Origin of the sequence: Aquimarina algiphila (assembly GCF_007489275.1) — a bacterium.
Classification (GTDB): domain Bacteria; phylum Bacteroidota; class Bacteroidia; order Flavobacteriales; family Flavobacteriaceae; genus Aquimarina; species Aquimarina algiphila.
In genome coordinates this window covers 1-18859 of the sequence record NZ_VLNR01000096.1, presented here as the reverse complement: position 1 = coordinate 18859, position 18859 = coordinate 1, and the positions used below count along the sequence as shown (strand labels likewise).

Here is an 18859-nt window from a genome sequence, read left to right as displayed (position 1 = left end):
TCCTTTTAAAACCTTGAGTATTTTATCGTAATTTGCTTGAAAGTTGTGCATATGAATTATAGTGTCGTAACTACAATTTACTGCCTTTTAGCAGTTTGCGCAACTTTTTCTAAATGCACAACGGGTTATTTCTATATAAATATATAGATATGAACAATAGACTTAAACCTATACCTCCAAATATTAATAAATTTTTCTTCGCTTTATCCTTTGCTTCTAACATATCGATGTTAGCTTTTTGGATAGCAATCTTACTATCCCTCTTCTCAGTCTCATAAAGTGTTTGATAATAAATAACACTATTAGAACGAGTAATATTATATAAAGAATCTTTCAATAATAGATGTCTATCTAAATGAATGATAGCATCAGAAAAATTATTTGCTCCCTTATTTGACTCATAAAGTTCTTTTTCGATGTGTACTTGACTTTGTAAATCATTAGATTTTTTGAAAATCTCTAGTTCTTCCTCAAATATGGGGATAGCTTCATTATATTTTCCCTGTGCTTTTTTAAGTGTTCCTAAAGCTTTTAAATAAAACATTCGATCATACGGATTCTTCACTAATTCTGGCGTCAACTCTAGCGTATCTAAATATCGTTGAGCAATTTCAGTTTTATCATGTTTTGAATAAAATCCAGATACATAGGCTCTTATCCTAAACAAATCAAAAACACTTAACTTACCCTTTTGTGCTAATTCAAGGGCTTTGAGATATGCTTCGCCTTCTTTTATATATTCTTTTGTTTTTACAAAATCACGAGCATCATTTATACTTAACTCTGAAAGAGCTCTATAGTCTTTGTTCTTTTGACTATTTAGCAACGCTCTAATCCGTTTTCTTTCTTCAAAAGATTTTTCCAAAAGATAAAGTTGACTAAAAATCCCTGATATCGCCAATCCACTATATGCCATATACGCTGTATCTTTCATCGCAGTATACAATGTATTAGCAGTCTGATATTTTATCACTGCTTGAGAAAGTCTACCTAATCGTTCTGTTGCTTGTCCATTAAAATATACCGCATCAGCTTCATAAATGGTATCCTTTGTTTCGTGATAAACTTTTTCGGCATTATTATAATCTATTATTGCCTTTTCTAAATCATCAATTTGGTAGTTTGCCCCTGCTTTTTTCACATACAGGTGTCCCAAATTAATTCTATTTTTAATTTTATTACTATCCCCGAGAATATTATTTACAATAACAAGAGCAGAATCGGGTTTATTTATCACTTGAAGATAATGATAAGTGAGTTTAGAGGTCCTAAAAGCAGCTAAATCAATACTATCCAATTGTTTAGCTAGATTTATATATTGAAGCGTATATTTGGAAAAATTTTGTTTATAAAATTCAAAATCTTTATCATGCATTTTACCAATTTCTCCAGATAAGGAGTCCAACAACTGAAGTTTTTCATTTTTGTTGGTTGCATTTTCTACTTTATCTATTAAATCAACTATGACCTCTTTCTGCTGCGAAAATGCACAATAGTGAAGCACAACAACAAGAGTAAATGTGTATATTTTACTTCTAAACATTTTTAGGGGTTTTCTAAGATGTGAAGATACGATAAATGTATTTTTAAATTATATCAACGTATTTCATTACTATCATTTTTTAATATTTAATAGATTCATGACAATAATTTAAATAGAAATCATATAAAGAACAGCTATATTCCAATTTATTTAAGCTAAAAACATGTAGTAAATAAGCTTCGAGGTGGTAAACTTGAGATTCTGCTGAAAAATCGGGATGAGTTCAACTATCTATTTTAAATACATTGCTCCGCAATTTTTCAAAATATAGTTTCACTAATAAAAGCGAAAGATGTGCCAACCACAGCACATCTTTCTAACAACCTAACCAATAAATAAACAAACCAAGTCAGTCGAATGACCGACTATAGGTACTTTTCATAATTCCTTACTTGGATCTTTGCTTTTAGATCGTGTAACAAATTATACAAGCCAAAAAACGTACGATTGATATATAAGAAATGTTTACTTCCTCTATTCCCATTCATTTTTCTTAACTCTGTGTCTTTAGAATATTTTTCACTTAATTCTGTTATCTTTCTCCAAAATGTCTCATCTGCAAAATCAAATTCCTCTACATTAAAAGGTGTTGTAAAAAGACTCAACATTTCATGAAATAACTCTGAGAAGAATCTTTTTTCTTCAGGGGAATCATCTTGTCTGAGGATTTCTAATTGGAACATTTTTTTATTAAAAAATTCCGGATTATCAATATTTTTCTTTTCTGCTAATTCAAAATAAGGAGTATAAAATTCTAATGGCACTTTCTTTACACATCCAAAGTCAATCGCAATAAGGTTATCATCTTTATCAACTAAAAAATTTCCTGGATGAGGATCAGCATGGACTGCCTTAAGAATATGCATTTGATACATATAAAAATCCCACAATGCCTGACCAATTTTATCTGCTTTTTCCTGATCATTATTTTGTGTTGCATATTCGCTTAAATGAAGTCCATCCATCCAATCCATAGTGATGATACGTTCACTAGATAGTGCCTCATAGTATTTTGGAAATCGCAAATTGGGAATCTTAGCACAAGCCCCTGTTATTTCCTTACTTTGCTTAACTTCTAATATATAGTCTGTCTCTTCAAGTAATTTTCCTTCTAACTCTTTAAAGTATTTTTCGGAGTCCTTTCCTTTTAAGTTAAACATTCTGATGGCGATGGGTTTTACCATCGCCAAATCAGAACTTATACTGTTTGCAACTCCAGGATATTGAATTTTCACAGCAAGTTTTTTCCCGTCTTTAATAGCTTTATGTACCTGACCGATACTTGCAGCATTTACAGATTGAGTTGCAAACGAATCATATAGATCTTCTGGGTATTTCCCATGATATTTTTTAAATGTTTTTCTAACCAATGGAGGAGATAAAGGTGGTACACTAAACTGTGATAAAGAAAACTTTTCTACATAGGCATTGGGTAGAATGTTTTTTTCCATAGAAAGCATTTGTGCTACTTTAAGAGCGCTCCCTTTTAAATTTTTCAATCCATTGTATATATCAGCAGCGTTATCTTCATTTAACTGTTCTTTAGTTAAATCAGGATTAACAGCCTTTTTACCGTAGTATTTTAGATAATTCCCACCTACCTTCACTCCCGTTTTTACGAGTTCTGCGGTTCTACCTAATTTGGTAGTAGGTATTTTGTCAATTGTTTTCATGCAGTTTCTAAATTCGTTCTTTCATTAATTCCACATCGTTTTTTCTTTCCATAGAAACTTCCCGAAGTCTAACACATTATTTAAAGGAGTATTATCAAATAAATCAAATACGGTATTCACCGACTTCTCTATAGCAACATCGGTTTTCTCAAACCCTGCAGATTCATCATCTACCCAAAATTTTAATAAGAACAAAAACTGAAACCAAGCTCCTTCAGAAAATAGTTTAACAGGATTCTTAGTTACTTTGAATAATTTTTCATCATTATCTTCTTCAATTAGTCCGGTGGCAAAACCTTTTATATGGTCTCTCAAACTTTTTAATTGTTTTAAGTTTTCGAAAGGCATATCATAACGCTTAAGCGCAAAAAGAACATAGCTACGATTTAAGGTTAGCATTTCGAAAAAAGTAAAAAAGAATGTCAGAAATTTATTTCTACTAGAGAAACTTCCATAATCTTCATTATTATTCATTGCATCAATCGTAGTGGTAAAAAAAGCATTCCATATTGCTCTGTCTAAACTCTCCAGGCTTCCAAAAAATGCATAAAACTCTTCTTCCTTTATATTGATATCATTACAGAATCTATATACAGATTTAGGATATCCGTCATTTTCCAAAACATAATTCATATATTTTGATATAATAGTCTGACTGGTAACTTTTTTATTCTTTGATGTAGCCATATTTCACACTTTAAATTAGTATGTAAATATACTAATTGTTCAACTTTTTTATAAATAAGTTAAACAAAAAATATGTTAAAGTTGTTTCAAAAAAAATGAAATTCTAATCCAACATGATCTTAGTCTTAAATGTCAAGAAATCATTACAACATATCTTAAAAAACTATTTTCTGTGTCAGTTTGTCAGATATGCTGTATTGGTATTTTTTTTGACTACATCCAATCAGAAGATGATAATTAAATTAAAAAATTATAAAAATGGCAACAGGAAGTATTAATGTATCTGTAGAAAACATTTTTCCTTTAATAAAAAAATTCTTGTACTCTGATCATGAGATTTTTTTAAGAGAACTAATTTCTAATGCAACAGATGCTACTTTAAAGCTAAAACATTTAACTAGTATTGGAGAAGTTAATGTAGAGTATGGTAATCCAACCATCGAAGTTAAAATAGATAAAGATAAGAAGCAATTGCATATTATCGATCAAGGGATTGGTATGACTGCAGAAGAAGTAGAAAAATATATTAATCAAGTAGCTTTTTCTGGAGCAGAAGAATTTCTTGAAAAATATAAAGATAGTGCAAAAGACTCAGGAATTATTGGACATTTTGGACTTGGGTTCTATTCTGCTTTTATGGTTGCCGATAAAGTTGAAATCATTACTAAATCTTATAAAGATGAGCCTGCTGCACATTGGATTTGCGACGGATCACCAACATATAGCATAGAAGCACATGACAAAACTGATAGAGGAACAGAAATTATTCTTCATATCGGTGAAGATGATGTAGAATTCTTAGAAGATTCTAAAATAAACGAATTACTGGTAAAGTATAATAAATTTATGCCGGTAGCTATAAAGTTTGGAACCAAGACTGAAACTTTACCAAAGCCAGAAGATGCTAAAGAAGAAGATCCTGCTCCTACCCAGGAAGTAGACAATATTATTAACAATCCTAATCCAGCATGGACAAAGCAACCAGCTGATCTACAGGATGAAGATTACAAAAGTTTTTATAGAGAATTGTATCCTATGCAATTCGAGGAACCTCTTTTTAACATTCATCTAAATGTAGACTATCCATTTAACCTAACGGGGATTTTATATTTCCCAAAATTAGGTCAGGATATGGGAATGCAAAAAGATAAAATTCAATTATATCAGAACCAGGTTTTTGTTACGGATAACGTAGAGGGTATTGTTCCTGAATTTCTTACTATGCTTCGCGGAGTAATTGACTCTCCTGACATCCCTCTTAATGTATCTCGTTCATATTTACAGGCAGATGGTAATGTAAAAAAAATCTCTAGTTATATCACACGTAAGGTTGCAGATAAGCTTAACTCTATGTTTAAAAACAATAGAGAAGATTTTGAACAAAAATGGAATGATATTAAAATTGTAATCGAGTACGGAATGCTTTCTGAAGAAAAATTCTTTGAAAAAGCAGATAAGTTTGCTCTTTACCCAACAGTAGATGATACCTATCTAACTTTTGAGGAGTTACAAGAAAAAATCAAAGACAGTCAAACAGACAAGGATAATAAAACTGTAATATTATACGCCTCTAATAAAGATGAGCAACATGCATATATAACTGCTGCCAAAGATAAAGGGTATGAAGTATTGCTTTTAGACTCTCCTATTGTTTCTCACTTAATCCAAAAATTAGAAACAAGCAAAGAAAATATCTCTTTTGCCAGAGTTGATGCTGATCATATTGACAATCTTATCAAAAAAGATGAAGAAACGATTTCTAAATTATCTGATGAAGAAAAAGAAGCGCTAAAAGTTGATCTAGAAAAAGTTGTTCCTAAAGAAAAATATACCGTACAATTAGAAGCAATGGATAGTAATGCTTCTCCTTTTATGATCACTCAACCAGAGTTTATGCGTCGTATGAAGGAGATGCAACAAACTGGCGGTGGTGGCGGAATGTTTGGTATGGGTAATATGCCAGAAATGTACAATTTGGTCATCAATACAAATCATGAATTGATTGGACAAATTGCCAGTACTAAAACAGAAAAGAAAAAAGAGCGTTTGATAAAACAATCTCTGGATCTTGCAAGACTTTCTCAAAATTTATTAAAAGGAGAAGAATTGACTGATTTTATTAAACGTAGTTACGAAATGATCAAGTAAAAAATATTTTTTTACTTAAAACTAATAGGCCGCTTTGCTATTCATAAATAGTTAAAGCGGTTTTTTTATCGTATACTTTTGTTTTAAACTTCAAAACTTTTACATTCGTAATGATCTTCAATACAATACCAAAATGAAGAACTTAAATTACTTTTTTGTATTCTTTATATTTAGTAGCATAAACCTCTCGGGGCAAAATTCTGTTTCTGGATATGTACATATTAAAAACCCTGATCAATGGGAACAAAAAGTATATTTAAGTCATATCAAACTTGAAGAAAACAGTACTACTTATAATGCAACTACTATTGCTTCTTCATCACTTAACAAAGATGGTTTTTTTGCTTTCGATCAAAGTTTATTTACTTCAAAAGATGAGATTTATAAAGTTCAACTGAATCCAATATCCTTGAATGACAAAGATGTCCTTTTAAGCAAAATTAAAAACTTCAAGTTCTTTATTTTATCCAAAAAGGACACCATACATTTTACAAAAGGAGAATTATTATTTGGGAAGTATGCAACAAATAATGAAGCAGATCAAGAATGGCAAAAACTAAAAAACTTCGAGGCTACTTATCAAAATCTGACAGACGATTTTGATACCAAAAAATACCTTCTGGAAACCAAAGGATACGTAAAAGATTCTTTACAGATACTTTTGGTTAAACTTATAGGTATTAAAAAACTTGATGATCAGGACTTGTTAGAAAAAGATGTTATTGCCAATCCACGTTATTATTTGGATTTGCTTAAAGAATTAAAATCAAGTGACCTTGATCCATCTGCATATGCATATCTAGAACATAAACTCTCATTCATTACCAAAGAAATTAAGAATCAGGATTATAAAATGAGTTTATGGATTGGTAGTATTGCCTTATTAATTATTATCGCATTAATTGTATTTATCATAAAATCAAAAAGAAAAATACAAGCAGTAGTTATCCCTCCACTAAGTAAGCAAGAAAAAATTATAAAGGACCTCATCATTTCAGGAAAAAGCAACAAAGAAATTGCCAATGAACTATTTGTTAGTCTTAGCACTGTAAAAACTCATATTACTAACATTTACAGCAAGCTAAACATTTCCAGCAGACAGGATTTATTACTTAAAAAGTAAAATCAGACCTGTACTAGTACCTTATTCAGCCACAAAAAACTAGACACTACATCAATTATCATATTTATTTGATCCATAATAAAATGGTATCAAAATAAATGAATGAACTTAGTTTTCAAAAGTGGAATAAAATATTAGGGTGGGTAGTTTTTATAATCTCTTTAAGTGTTTATTTACTTACAATAGAGCCTACAAATAGTTTCTGGGATGTTGGAGAATATATTGCTACTTCATCAAAATTGCAAATAGGACATCCTCCAGGGGCTCCACTTTTTCAGATAATAGGTGCTTTTGCATCGGTTTTCACTTCTAACTCCAAAGAGATTGCTATGACACTTAACTGTACTTCGGCAATCGCTAGTGCATTTACTATTTTATTTATGTTTTGGTCCATCGTTATCCTTGTTCGTAAGCTAGAATCAAAGGATAGTGCCTTAAACAATAACAAAGCTATTATAATTTTAGGCAGTGGGTTTGTTGGTTCATTGGCATATACATTTAGCGATAGTTTTTGGTTTAACGCAGTAGAAGCAGAAGTATATGCTATGGCAACATGTATTTTGGCATTGTTATTTTATCTCGGTTTATTATGGGAGAGAGACATGCATTTAGCACGAGGAAATAAGTGGTTAATTTTAATATCCTTTATTGTTGGATTGTCATTTGGTATTCATTTTATGGGATTATTATCTATCCCAGCAATTGGATTATTGTATTATTTTAAAAATTGGAAAGACATTACTCCAAAAAATTTTATCATTGGTAATTTTATAGCAGTAGCCATATTACTATTCATCTTTAAGCTACTAGTACCATACACACTAAAGTTTTTTAGTCTTTCTGAAGTTTTCTTTATTAATGTGATGGGACTTCCCTTTAATTCTGGGACTATTATCGCAGGAGGTATAGTAACTATTCTTTTTTATCTGGGAATTAAGCATACTCGAAAAAAACAATATCCTTTCCTAAATACCATAGTACTATCCATACTTTTTATCCTGATTGGTTTCTCTAGTTGGGTAATGATTCCAATTCGCGCTAATGCAGGTACGGTAATTAATGAAAATAATCCCAATAATGCTCGAGAACTACTAGCATATTATAACTTAGAACAATATCCAAAAACTCATTTGTTTTATGGTCCTTTGTTCACTGAAATTTATGCTCACCTTGATGAAAATAATCCATATGAAGACGACAATCCAAAATATGAAAAAGATGAAAAAACCAGAAAATATAACATAGTTAATGATTGGAAAAACGCTAAACAAAATCTTGATGATCGCCACAAAACATTTTTTCCGAGAATGTGGAGCACAGAACATATAGTTAATTATATGAAATTTACCGGCCCTATTAAATTCACAATAAAGCCAGAATTTCATAAAGAAAAAGAGATACTTAATACCGTAAATGATTTTAGTAAAGCGTACGTTAATGGTAAACTAGATGACGAAGATTATGATCAATTTCTTAAATCTTTTGGAAATTATCTCGATATAGAGAGGCCATCAGTTTGGGATAATTTAAAATTCATGTTTACGTATCAGATGGGATATATGTATTGGAGGTATTTTATGTGGAATTTTGCAGGAAGGCAAAACGATATTCAAGGAAAATTAACTAATCAAAACGGAAATTGGCTAAGTGGAATACAATTCATAGATGAAATCCATTTAGGATCTCAAAAAAAATTACCTAGTGATGTTTTAAAAAACAAAGCACGAAACACATACTATTTCCTGCCATTTTTATTGGGTTTAATAGGGCTTGTTTACCAAATCAAACATGATAAAAAGAATTTCTGGGTTCTATTTGTTTTTTTCTTATTTACGGGATTAGCACTTAAGATATATCTAAACGAAAAACCTTTTGAAGTTAGAGAACGTGATTATGCCTTGGTAGGTTCTTTTTATGTATTTGCCATATGGATCGGAATAGGGTTATATGCTTTATTTAATACAATGAAGAATTTTATAAAACCAAAAATAGCAACTCCACTGATACTTATTCTTTGTCTGTTAGCCGGACCTATTATGCTCGCTACTCAAAATTGGGACGATCACGATCGCTCTAATCGATATACTGCCCAATCTATGGCAAAAATGTACTTATCCTCTTGTCAAGAGAATGCAATTCTATTTACTATAGGTGATAACGATACTTTTCCTTTATGGTATGTTCAGGATATCGAAGAATACAGAACTGACATAAGAGTCATAATCTCTGCATATTTAGGAACAGATTGGTATACTGATCAAATGAAAAAAGCCGCATATAAAAGTAAACCTATCTCATCACAACTTACACATAAATTTTATGCTTATGGCAATAATGATGTGATTTATCATAAACCCATTACAAAAGACACCATGCTGATCAAAAATTGGTTAAAGTGGATAGCATCTGACGATCCAAGAACCAAAGGAGATTTGCAAAGTGGAAAAAGAGTAAACACATTCCCTACACAACATATACGAATTCCTGTAAATAAACAAGCTGTATTAAAAAATGGGATTGTCTCTAGTAAAGATGCCGATAAAATTGTTCCATATATCGATATTCATTTAAAAGGCGATTATCTGCTAAAACATAGATTACTGATGTTAGATATTCTAGCAAATAATAACTGGGAACGACCTATTTATTTTTCTGGAGGTAGTTTTGGCGATGATGATTATATATGGATGAAGGAGTATTTACAGTTAGATGGATTGGTTTATAAACTTGTTCCTATACAAACCAAAATAGATCCTAAAAATCCATATGAAATGGGTAGAATTGATACTGAAGCAATGTACCCAATAGTTAAAAATTGGGATTGGGGCAATGGAGAAAGTGCAACTATATATCATGATCCTCAAACCCGCAGAAATGGTATTAGTTATAGAAGTAGTATAAGCAGATTAGCAGAAGAGTTAATTGAAGAAAATAAAATAAATAAGGCAAAAGAAATTTTAGATCTGGGATACAAAAAACCCCAGTTGAGTATTACGGGTACTATACCTTACTACACCCTTTTGTATCCAGTTACTATAGCATCAATGAGAAAGAAAAAGCAAGAGATCTTTACACTACTATCACTAAAAAATACCAGGAACAATTAATCTATTATGGAAATTTATCAATTAAAGAACAATATGAATATGCGCAGGAGATTGTTACACAAATAGAGTATTATAGAAATTTAATAGATATCTTATTTATCTCCAAAGACAATAATTTTGCAGACATTAAGGTAGAGGAATTTAATACATACATCTCACTCTTCTCACGTTTATATGGTGATAGCGATTATATAGAACATGAATCTGATAATGAACAAGAAAGGGATTCAAACATTCAATTTAAAGATTGAGGTATACAGATATTATGGTTTTATAAAATAGTATTGATTTACTAATAAATATAAATCAACAACATAAAATCATTTGTAACCAGAAATAATAATAGCCGTCATACATTGATATCAATCAAAAACAGATATCATGAAGTTAGCAAAACATACATTTAAAATCAATTCTTTTCTACTGGTATTAATTTTTATAGTATCTCGTCCTTCTTTTTCACAAAATCTGGAAGAAAAATTCGATAAGCTTTTAATCGAGCGATATAAACCCAATGGATCGGGAGCTTCAATATTGGTTGCTAAAAAAGGAAAGGTTATTTATCATAAAGCTTTTGGGTTATCTAATATAGAGCTTAATGTCCCTATGAAAACAGATAATGTTTTTGAAATAGGTTCTATCACCAAACAATTTACAGCAGTAGCTATTCTAATGCTAGTCGAGCAGGGTAAACTTAACGTCAAGGATGAAATCACCAAATTCATTCCGGATTATCCGACTCATGGAAAAAAAATCACACTACACCATCTTTTAAATCACACTTCTGGAATCAAAAGTTACACTGAAATGAATCTTTCAGAGATCAAATCAAAAGATATGACTCCGACAGAATTGATTAATTACTTTAAAAATGAACCCATGGATTTTGATCCAGGACAACAATGGAAATATAATAATTCTGGATATATCATTTTAGGACATATTATAGAGAAAGTTTCTTCACAAACTTATGAAGATTTTATAGAGCAACATATTTTTAAAAAATTAAAAATGGACAACTCTCGATATGGCCATAAAAACGAAATAATTATGAATCGCGCAGCGGGATATCAAACTCGAGAAGGTTATATCAATTCTGATCGTATCAGTATGACTTTACCATATGCTGCTGGTTCTTTAATGAGTACTACAGAGGATTTATTTAAATGGCAAACTGCATTAAATCAAAATGTTTTAATTAAAAAAGAAACATTACAAAAAGCACATACTAACTATCCTATTGCAAATGGTGAGTATACTAATTATGGATATGGTTGGTTAACATATGATGTTAATGGAGTACCTGCTATTCAACACGGTGGAGGTATTTTTGGATATACTTCTTATGCAATATATATTCCCGAAGAAGATGTTTATGTAGCCACGCTTACTAATTGCAATTGCAATAGCCCTGGTAATCCTACTAAAAAAATTGCAGCAATGGCAATTGGAAAACCGTATAAAACTTCTAAAAAAAATACTAATATATCTCCAAAAGAATTAGAAAAATTTGTTGGTGTTTATGAATTCGAAGACAAAGTAATTAGAATTATCACACTAAAAGACAATCAATTATACAGTAAACGACAAGGAAGTACTGCTTTTAAAATTTTTCCTAAAAACAAGACTTCATTTTTCTTTGAAGATAATTTTTCTGAATATGAATTCGATATCTCTAACGATTCTGTAAAAGTGATATTTACAGATCGAGACTCAAATAGAATCTCTAAAGGAATAAAGACAAACAAACCAATTCCAGTTGAAAAGGTCGAAATCAAAATCAAAGAAGAAATCTTGAAACAATATGTTGGTATTTACGAAATCAAACCTGGATTTGATCTTAATATAACATTAAAAAATGGAAAACTAATTTCTCAAGCTACGGGACAAGAAGTTTTTGAAATACATCCAGAGACAGAAACTAAATTCTTTGTTAAAGAATTTCCAGCAGCACTAGAATTCATAAAAGAAAACGGCAAAGCCACCAGTGTTATTTTACATCAAGGAGGCCAAAAGATACCTGCAAAGCGAAAAAAATAAAATTTATTTGAACTATGCGCTGAGCCATATAGCATATTATAGAGCTCAGCACATAGTTCTGTATCTGTTAAGTTTTCATAATTATTGTTTTTCATGTATTTGGTTTTATTAATTTTAACATTCATAACACAAACTATTTTCTATGAAAAATTTATGGATTTTAATTATAACAATTACTATTCTTGGTTGTAACAAAAGCACAAAAGAAGAAAATGAATCTATCGATCCTAAGGATAATACTCCAGAGGCTATTCCTGTAGAACCAGATGGTGGTATTGGTGATGGCGCTCTATCCATAATGGATAATTATATTCTACAAATTGAAAAAGCACATCAAAAAACAGCATTTCTAAAACATAAAGCTGTTAGTTTTAATATAGATATTTATTTTGGAGGAAAACAACGCTTAGATGGAAAAATTACAATGCTGACCAATGCTACCAAAATCAGAATTGATAAAAAAGATGATAGCAAATTAATCTATACAAATGAAAAGGTTTATTTGTGCCCTAAAGAGGCAAATGATAAAGGAGCACGTTTTGATATGTTTACATGGACGTATTTCTTTGGATTTCCATATAAATTAGATGACCCGGGTACTCAATGGGAGCTACAAAACGTTAAGACTTTGAATGAAGTAGAACATCAAACAGCAAAGCTTACTTTTGAAAAAGGAATAGGTGATTCATCAGAAGATTGGTATATTATCTATTCTGATTCTAATGATCATACTTTAAAAGCCGCTGCTTATATTGTTACTTTTGGAAATCAAGATGATACATCAAAAGCAGAAGGGGATCCTCATATAATTCAGTATAAAGAGTTCAAAATAATAGATGGGATTCCATTCGCAACTAAGTGGGAGTTCTATGGCTGGTCTGAAGAAAAAGGTTCCACTGATAAAATTGGGGAAGCTACCCTTACTGATATTACTTTTCTCGAAGATGAAGGTACAATATTTGAGACTCCAGAAAACGCTAAAGAGATTATGCTTTGATGTTTATAGTCATTAGAAAATATAAAAATCCCTCTAAGAATTTTAGAGGGATTTTAATTTCTAATATCTATTAATTACATCCAAATTAGATTTACTAATTCTTTGCTACATCATTAAGATCTGGTAAATCTTGAGTTGATGCAGATTTAGAAGTGCCACATTGTCCTATTCTAGTCCAACCAGATGTAGTACGCTCAAATAAATAGCCTCTATAGGTTACACGATCTCCAGGCTGATAACTTTGTGAACTAGACCAAGGAGCAACTCCTTCACAGATATCATTACCTCCTCCACCATTGCCTGGATACATAACACTAATTCCAGAAATATCTCCAGCAGAAAGTCCATTTCTTTGTGCGTTATACGTGGATCCATTTTTTCTTACAATTGTCGGTTGTCCATTTGCCGAAAAAGCAAAAGAGCCATATAACATAATAGAGTTGAAATCTAATGCATTAGTATACTCATCTCCATCAATACCCTGTTGCACATAAGTTTGAAAGTTAAATGCTCTATTTGATTGTATATTCTGAAAATTAATAGTGATATACTGATCTCTATCTTTTCTACTTTGTTCATGCCATAATCCAACCGCATGACCTATTTCGTGAATTGTATTTCCTGTAGAACACCCATTAGCAAGATTAATGTTTTGTCTTCCTCCTGTACGTCCCACAGAAGATGAACATCCACTACCTGTCCTAAAATAAATATAAGCAGTTTGGTTTGTTCTTCTTACAAAGGTAAGGTCTGTATTTGCCTCCCAATGCGCAATTGCATTAGTAACCCTTGCTTGATTAGGCAAACTACTTTGTATATCATAATATACCGTGTTATTTGGCCAACGACGCGTAGTACGCCCTGTACTTTTTGCGTCTTTTGGTAACATATCATCAGGGATAACATGCATATCTCCCTGCATGATATATTCATCTCCAATTTTTTCTACTTCGACAGATTCCCCGTTAAGTTGAATTGTAACCAATTTTCCTGTCGTGTCAGGGTAAGCTACTTCCTGAAGGAAGTCTTTTCCTGTGACTAATTGATTATCTAATTGTTCCTGAGAATTGTCTAATTGCTCATCTTCACACGAGGTGAATGTCATGCACGCAGCGAATGCTAAAGCCCCTACTAGAGAGCTTCTAAAAGTTGTTTTCATAATTAATATATTTAAGTTTGTAATAGTGTTAACTGTAGTATTTTGGTTTTTATTGTTTTAGGTAAAAACAATTATTCTTTTTGGGTGTATCGAATTCTAATCTTCAAAAATACCTGGATCTAAAAAGTCAATATTTCAAACAAATATTTACATCTTAGATTATTTATTCAAAGTAGAGTTTGAAAAGACAAATTCTATCTTTTAAATTTTATACTCTTTAAGTGACAGCTTTTTTTTGTATCTTTAAGAGGCACATTTTTTTCTCTAAATACTCTTTCTCATGACTCCGCTTTTTAAAAAATTACAGCTACCTCCTTTATTGGATGAGATATTGATCTTAAATGAACCTGAAGGGTTTTGTAAAGAATTAGATTGCCTTAAGGATGTTATCATCAAAGAATCACTTATTCAGGTTTCAGAGGTTGATTTTGCACTTGTTTTTGTTACTCAAAAAACACAAATTGAAAATCGCATAGAAACTGTATATCCCAAACTTGTTGGGGATGCAATTCTGTGGTTTGCTTATCCAAAGAAAACCTCTAAAAAATATACTTCAGAAATTAATCGTGATTATGGTTGGGGGGTTCTAGGGGATTATAATTTAGAACCTGTTCAACAAGTTTCTATAGATAATGATTGGTCTGCTTTGCGTTTTAGAAAAGTGAGTTTTATTAAAAAAATGACTCGTAGTAAAGATTTTGCACTTAGCGAAGCGGGTAAAGAAAAAACATCTGGAGTTTAATGAGTTGGCACCTATATATCGTATCCTTTATCTTTAGTCTAGTAGGAATTTTTCATTTAGTTCGTCCAAAAGCATTTATGAGAATAATGCCTCTGTATATCCCTTATCACAAACTCCTCGTTTATTTAAGTGGTATTGCTGAAATTCTTGTAGGTATTGGAGTATTATTTGAACAAACCAGAACGATTTCTATTTGGAGTATCATCATAATGCTAGTTTTATTTTTTCCTGTACATATTCATATGCTTATCAACAAAAAAGCTGGATTAAATCTTCCAAAACCTGTTTTAATCTTTAGATTATTACTTCAATTTGTGTTGATTTATTGGGTATATTCATATCTTTAGTTTTTCTCCTTTAATTCGATGAATTTAGATTTATTTTCTGCAGAAAACGATTTCATAAAGCTAGATATGCCAGATGCAGATGTGGTATATTATCCTGAACTCTTTAGCCGTAATCAATCTGACGTCCTTTTTGAAACCTTATTAAAAACAATAGACTGGCAACAAGATAATATTACTGTTTTTGGAAAAACATATCCTCAACCACGTCTTACAGCTCTTTACTCTAACAATGATCAATCCTATAGTTATTCTAACATCACTATGTATCCCAAACCATTTACTAAGGAGTTAGTTTTGATAAAGGAAAAAATTGAACCTATAAGTCAGATTACATTCACTACTTGTTTACTTAATTTATATCGTAATGGACAAGATAGTAATGGATGGCATTCTGATAATGAAAAAGAACTTGGAAAACACCCTGTTATAGGTTCTGTAAGTTTAGGTGAAGAACGATGGCTTCATTTTAAAAATAAAAAAGATAAAAACCAAAAACACAAAATCAAATTACAGCATGGGAGCCTGCTCTTAATGAAAGGAAAAACACAAGAATACTGGCTTCATCAGATACCAAAAACAAAAAAAGTCATTCGTCCTAGAATCAATATTACCTTTAGAGTAATTAAATAAAAAAAACCTCGCGGCAACAAGGTTTTTTTACGTTCAAACAAAATCAATTTATGAAATACCTCGCTGCAACGAGGCTAATATCTTTATATTATTGTATAATTTGATGTGAATCTTTATCAAAATTCACAGTATTTAAATCATAATTATCTTTCTTTAATAGTAGTATAGCTAATAGACTAAATAATAAATGAACAGTTGCACAATTTATATAATTTGCATCGAGCAAAAACAGTGCAAAAAACCCAAATAAAATAATAGCCGCCATTAGAGCTTTTCTTGTAAAGATTCCTAGAGTGATAAAAAATCCAATAATAAACTCTTCAAAAGGAACTAATGGAGCCAAACTCTCTATTATAGTCGTATCAAATACGGTAACATTACTAAAGTATCGATCTAATCGCTCTAAAAATTCTGAATATTTGATCACATTATATATACTATACAAGACCAAAAACATTCCAAAAGCTACCCTGATAACATGATATATAAAAATTTTATGTTTCATGCGGATTTGTGTTAAATTTTAAAATGCAAATTTAGATTCTAATTCAATTTTCATACTTGTATAATTTTATTTATAACTTGTACAAAGCGCCAACAACTCACTAGTTATCAACACACTCCAACGTTTTCGTCATAAAATACAAGTAAAAAAGAATTCTGATTTTATTGATTTTATTTTTGTAACTTTAAAATGTTAAAAAAATGTTATGAACCGTTATACCTTGCATGAGACTTTTGTGGTACATCAATATTCTATTGATGAATGGGAAGCAGAACCTCATAATCATAATTATTTTGAAATCATTTTTATCGATAAAGGAAATGGCTACCATACCATTAATGATATTAGATTTTCATATAAAGAAAATGATATTTTTTTATTAGCTCCAGAAGATACTCATCACTTCGAAATCGAAAAACGTACTAATTTCACATATTTTAAATTCACTGAGCTTTTATTTTCTGGTAAAATCAACTTACCCGATAGAAAATATTGGTTACAGCGTATTGAACAACTGCTACATCATCCTAACATCATTCCCGGAGATGTTATATCTCACGAAGAAGACAGAAGCATTATTTGGGATATTCATAATGTTGTTTTGGAAGAATTTAAAAATGAAAAAATATATTACCAAGAGATTATCTCAAATGCAATAAGTACTATTTTAAGCATAATTGTTCGTAATATTTCTGAAAAATATAATTCTAATCATAGAGATGTTCCTGTTGGACATAGCAAAATTGATTTAATCCTAAGTCACATTAGACAGCATGTTTATGATAATGATCTTACTAAAATAGGTTTTCTGGCCGATAAATTTAACATGTCTCAAAGCTCTATTAGCACTTATTTTAAAAGAAAAACAGGAGAGTCTATCCATCAGTATGTGACAAAATATAAAATGAAATTGGTAGAATATCGTTTACAACATACCGAATTTACCATTGCAGAAATTGCATATCAATTAGGATATACGGATGAGAGTCACCTTACTAAGACCTTCAAGAAACATTTTTCTATGTCCCCAAAACAATATCGTAAAGAAATCACTATTAGCTAGTGATCAACACAAACTCTTATTGTTTCTTTTTGTGTTCTCTAACCAAAAATTTCATTTAGAACCTTTGCTAATCGTATTCCTCCTTTTTGTAGTTGTTTACGTGCCAATGGGAAATAGTTATACATGTACTGATATCCTAACTTTTCACCTACTTCTGCTGAGTTATATACTTGTTTTGCTAACGCTTGCGATTCATGAACCCAATCCAAAACCGAACCATCCCGAATCGCTTCTAATTGAGTTTTAGACAACATATCTGTATTAACAGATAATTCTGTATAACTCATCCCGTAATGCTCTATCATCTCGCTGTCCCAAACCCGATGCAAGTTGGATCCATCTCTAAACCAACGCACCTGAATATCATTTCCACCCTTATCTTCTCCTCTACCTACATGAAGAGGTTGATGTAAATCTCCAATAAAATGCACTAACATTTTCAAATGAAATGCTGCATCTGCTTCAGATGATTGTTCATCTTTAAGTACCATAATACATTTTTCTATTCCTTGTACTAAATCTCCAAATTCGCTAGGGGTATCTTCTCCGTATTTTTTATCAAAAGAAAAATTGACATAATGCCATGGGCTATATCCTTTATATTTCTTATCACTTTTAATATCATCTGCAAAATTAGAAACCAAAGCTAAACTTTGTCCTTTTAGAAGCTTATTTATATTGCGTTTTGCTTTCTTACTTAAATATTTTTCTGCAATCTGACCTGTAGCTCGATGTCCTTTTTTACCCCAATCATATTCTGCAGAAAATCCAGAAGTAGTAATTATTAATAGAATAAGAAGTATCTTATATTGATGTTTCATGTATTGTTTATTGTTTTTAGTTCTTTGATAGGATAATTTGTATAGAAATTATTTTCGAAACCTCAAAAAATCGCATCCATACTCATTTCATTATTTATAATTTTGAAGCAAAGATAAAAAAGGGTATGTTAGTGTTACGTTAAGATACTATAAATCTTTTACAGCATTCAAACAATTCAGAAAACACTAACAATACAAGGCTTCACTCGAAGAACGAATTATTAATATGTAGTTGTTTTCACAAATATAGTCAAAAACAAGCTATTTTTTACAT

At 30.8% G+C, this 18859-nt stretch carries 14 protein-coding genes and 1 pseudogene; 9 read left to right on the top strand and 6 right to left on the bottom strand.

The annotated features are described in order from the left end of the window. Nucleotides 1-109: 109 nt before the first annotated feature. The 3 genes from FOF46_RS28330 to FOF46_RS28320 all read right to left on the bottom strand — a co-directional run bounded on the left by FOF46_RS28330 (nt 110) and on the right by FOF46_RS28320 (nt 3903). Nucleotides 110-1543: a tetratricopeptide repeat protein gene (locus FOF46_RS28330; protein WP_143918829.1), complete on the bottom strand. Its 1434-nt coding sequence runs from the start codon at nt 1541-1543 to the stop codon at nt 110-112. A gap of 365 nt (nt 1544-1908) precedes the next feature. Continuing rightward, on the bottom strand, nt 1909-3216 hold the full coding sequence (locus FOF46_RS28325; RefSeq protein ID WP_143918828.1) for an ABC1 kinase family protein: 1308 nt from the start codon (nt 3214-3216) through the stop codon (nt 1909-1911). A gap of 24 nt (nt 3217-3240) precedes the next feature. Further along, the gene (locus FOF46_RS28320; protein ID WP_143918827.1) at nt 3241-3903 is read right to left on the bottom strand and encodes a TetR family transcriptional regulator C-terminal domain-containing protein; all 663 of its coding nucleotides are present in this window, start codon (nt 3901-3903) and stop codon (nt 3241-3243) included. Nucleotides 3904-4161: 258 nt separating this feature from the next. Here FOF46_RS28320 and htpG point away from each other — a divergent pair, with 258 nt between their 5' ends. The 5 genes and pseudogenes from htpG (at nt 4162) to FOF46_RS28295 (ending at nt 13318) form a co-directional block, all read left to right on the top strand. Continuing rightward, a complete protein-coding gene (htpG, locus tag FOF46_RS28315; protein WP_109437987.1) occupies nt 4162-6051 on the top strand; it encodes a molecular chaperone HtpG in 1890 nt (629 codons plus the stop codon). Between the two features lie 133 nt (nt 6052-6184). Next, on the top strand, nt 6185-7174 hold the full coding sequence (locus FOF46_RS33045) for a helix-turn-helix domain-containing protein (protein ID WP_143918826.1): 990 nt from the start codon (nt 6185-6187) through the stop codon (nt 7172-7174). 98 nt (nt 7175-7272) lie between these two features. After that, a pseudogene (locus FOF46_RS28305) lies at nt 7273-10532 on the top strand (glycosyltransferase family 117 protein). Nucleotides 10533-10662: 130 nt separating this feature from the next. Next, nucleotides 10663-12321 carry a serine hydrolase gene (locus FOF46_RS28300; RefSeq protein ID WP_143918825.1) on the top strand — a complete coding sequence of 553 codons (1659 nt, stop codon included), beginning with the start codon at nt 10663-10665 and terminating at the stop codon, nt 12319-12321. Nucleotides 12322-12463: 142 nt separating this feature from the next. After that, entirely contained in the window at nt 12464-13318 is an 855-nt protein-coding gene (locus FOF46_RS28295) for a DUF6503 family protein (RefSeq protein ID WP_143918824.1), read from the top strand. Between the two features lie 94 nt (nt 13319-13412). Here the strand turns inward: FOF46_RS28295 and FOF46_RS28290 are convergent, their stop codons facing one another. Then, complete coding sequence (locus FOF46_RS28290; RefSeq protein ID WP_235011004.1) at nt 13413-14477, bottom strand: M12 family metallopeptidase; 1065 nt, start codon at nt 14475-14477, stop codon at nt 13413-13415. Between the two features lie 280 nt (nt 14478-14757). On the opposite strand from FOF46_RS28290, the gene FOF46_RS28285 reads away from it, so the two are divergent. Genes FOF46_RS28285 through FOF46_RS28275 form a run of 3 tightly spaced genes read left to right on the top strand, consistent with a single transcriptional unit; the run spans nt 14758 to nt 16196 of the window. After that, nucleotides 14758-15219, top strand: a complete 462-nt coding sequence (locus FOF46_RS28285; protein WP_143918823.1) for a hypothetical protein — start codon at nt 14758-14760, stop codon at nt 15217-15219. Next, entirely contained in the window at nt 15219-15566 is a 348-nt protein-coding gene (locus FOF46_RS28280) for a DoxX family protein (RefSeq protein ID WP_109437980.1), read from the top strand. Before FOF46_RS28285 ends, FOF46_RS28280 begins: the two co-directional genes overlap by 1 nt. Nucleotides 15567-15584: 18 nt before the next feature. Next, complete coding sequence (locus FOF46_RS28275) at nt 15585-16196, top strand: alpha-ketoglutarate-dependent dioxygenase AlkB family protein (RefSeq protein ID WP_143918822.1); 612 nt, start codon at nt 15585-15587, stop codon at nt 16194-16196. An 88-nt stretch (nt 16197-16284) separates the two neighbouring features. Here FOF46_RS28275 and FOF46_RS28270 read toward each other — a convergent pair whose 3' ends face one another. After that, on the bottom strand, nt 16285-16701 hold the full coding sequence (locus FOF46_RS28270) for a hypothetical protein (RefSeq protein WP_109437978.1): 417 nt from the start codon (nt 16699-16701) through the stop codon (nt 16285-16287). Nucleotides 16702-16906: 205 nt separating this feature from the next. Between FOF46_RS28270 and FOF46_RS28265 the strand changes: the two genes are divergently transcribed. Then, a complete protein-coding gene (locus tag FOF46_RS28265) occupies nt 16907-17764 on the top strand; it encodes a helix-turn-helix domain-containing protein (protein WP_109437977.1) in 858 nt (285 codons plus the stop codon). 38 nt (nt 17765-17802) lie between these two features. Here the strand turns inward: FOF46_RS28265 and FOF46_RS28260 are convergent, their stop codons facing one another. Next, a complete protein-coding gene (locus tag FOF46_RS28260) occupies nt 17803-18585 on the bottom strand; it encodes a S1/P1 nuclease (RefSeq protein ID WP_109437976.1) in 783 nt (260 codons plus the stop codon). Nucleotides 18586-18859 lie beyond the last annotated feature (274 nt).

Excerpts from the sequence above, each read along its gene's own strand:
- FOF46_RS33045 (WP_143918826.1), top strand. The coding sequence starts at position 6,185 with ATGAAGAACTTAAATTACTTTTTTGTATTCTTTATATTTAGTAGCATA.
- htpG (WP_109437987.1), top strand. The coding sequence starts at position 4,162 with ATGGCAACAGGAAGTATTAATGTATCTGTAGAAAACATTTTTCCTTTA.
- FOF46_RS28265 (WP_109437977.1), top strand. The coding sequence starts at position 16,907 with ATGAACCGTTATACCTTGCATGAGACTTTTGTGGTACATCAATATTCT.
- FOF46_RS28325 (WP_143918828.1), bottom strand. The coding sequence starts at position 3,216 with ATGAAAACAATTGACAAAATACCTACTACCAAATTAGGTAGAACCGCA.
- FOF46_RS28275 (WP_143918822.1), top strand. The coding sequence starts at position 15,585 with ATGAATTTAGATTTATTTTCTGCAGAAAACGATTTCATAAAGCTAGAT.
- FOF46_RS28300 (WP_143918825.1), top strand. The coding sequence starts at position 10,663 with ATGAAGTTAGCAAAACATACATTTAAAATCAATTCTTTTCTACTGGTA.
- FOF46_RS28280 (WP_109437980.1), top strand. The coding sequence starts at position 15,219 with ATGAGTTGGCACCTATATATCGTATCCTTTATCTTTAGTCTAGTAGGA.
- FOF46_RS28320 (WP_143918827.1), bottom strand. The coding sequence starts at position 3,903 with ATGGCTACATCAAAGAATAAAAAAGTTACCAGTCAGACTATTATATCA.
- FOF46_RS28330 (WP_143918829.1), bottom strand. The coding sequence starts at position 1,543 with ATGTTTAGAAGTAAAATATACACATTTACTCTTGTTGTTGTGCTTCAC.
- FOF46_RS28295 (WP_143918824.1), top strand. The coding sequence starts at position 12,464 with ATGAAAAATTTATGGATTTTAATTATAACAATTACTATTCTTGGTTGT.
- FOF46_RS28260 (WP_109437976.1), bottom strand. The coding sequence starts at position 18,585 with ATGAAACATCAATATAAGATACTTCTTATTCTATTAATAATTACTACT.
- FOF46_RS28290 (WP_235011004.1), bottom strand. The coding sequence starts at position 14,477 with ATGAAAACAACTTTTAGAAGCTCTCTAGTAGGGGCTTTAGCATTCGCT.
- FOF46_RS28285 (WP_143918823.1), top strand. The coding sequence starts at position 14,758 with ATGACTCCGCTTTTTAAAAAATTACAGCTACCTCCTTTATTGGATGAG.
- FOF46_RS28270 (WP_109437978.1), bottom strand. The coding sequence starts at position 16,701 with ATGAAACATAAAATTTTTATATATCATGTTATCAGGGTAGCTTTTGGA.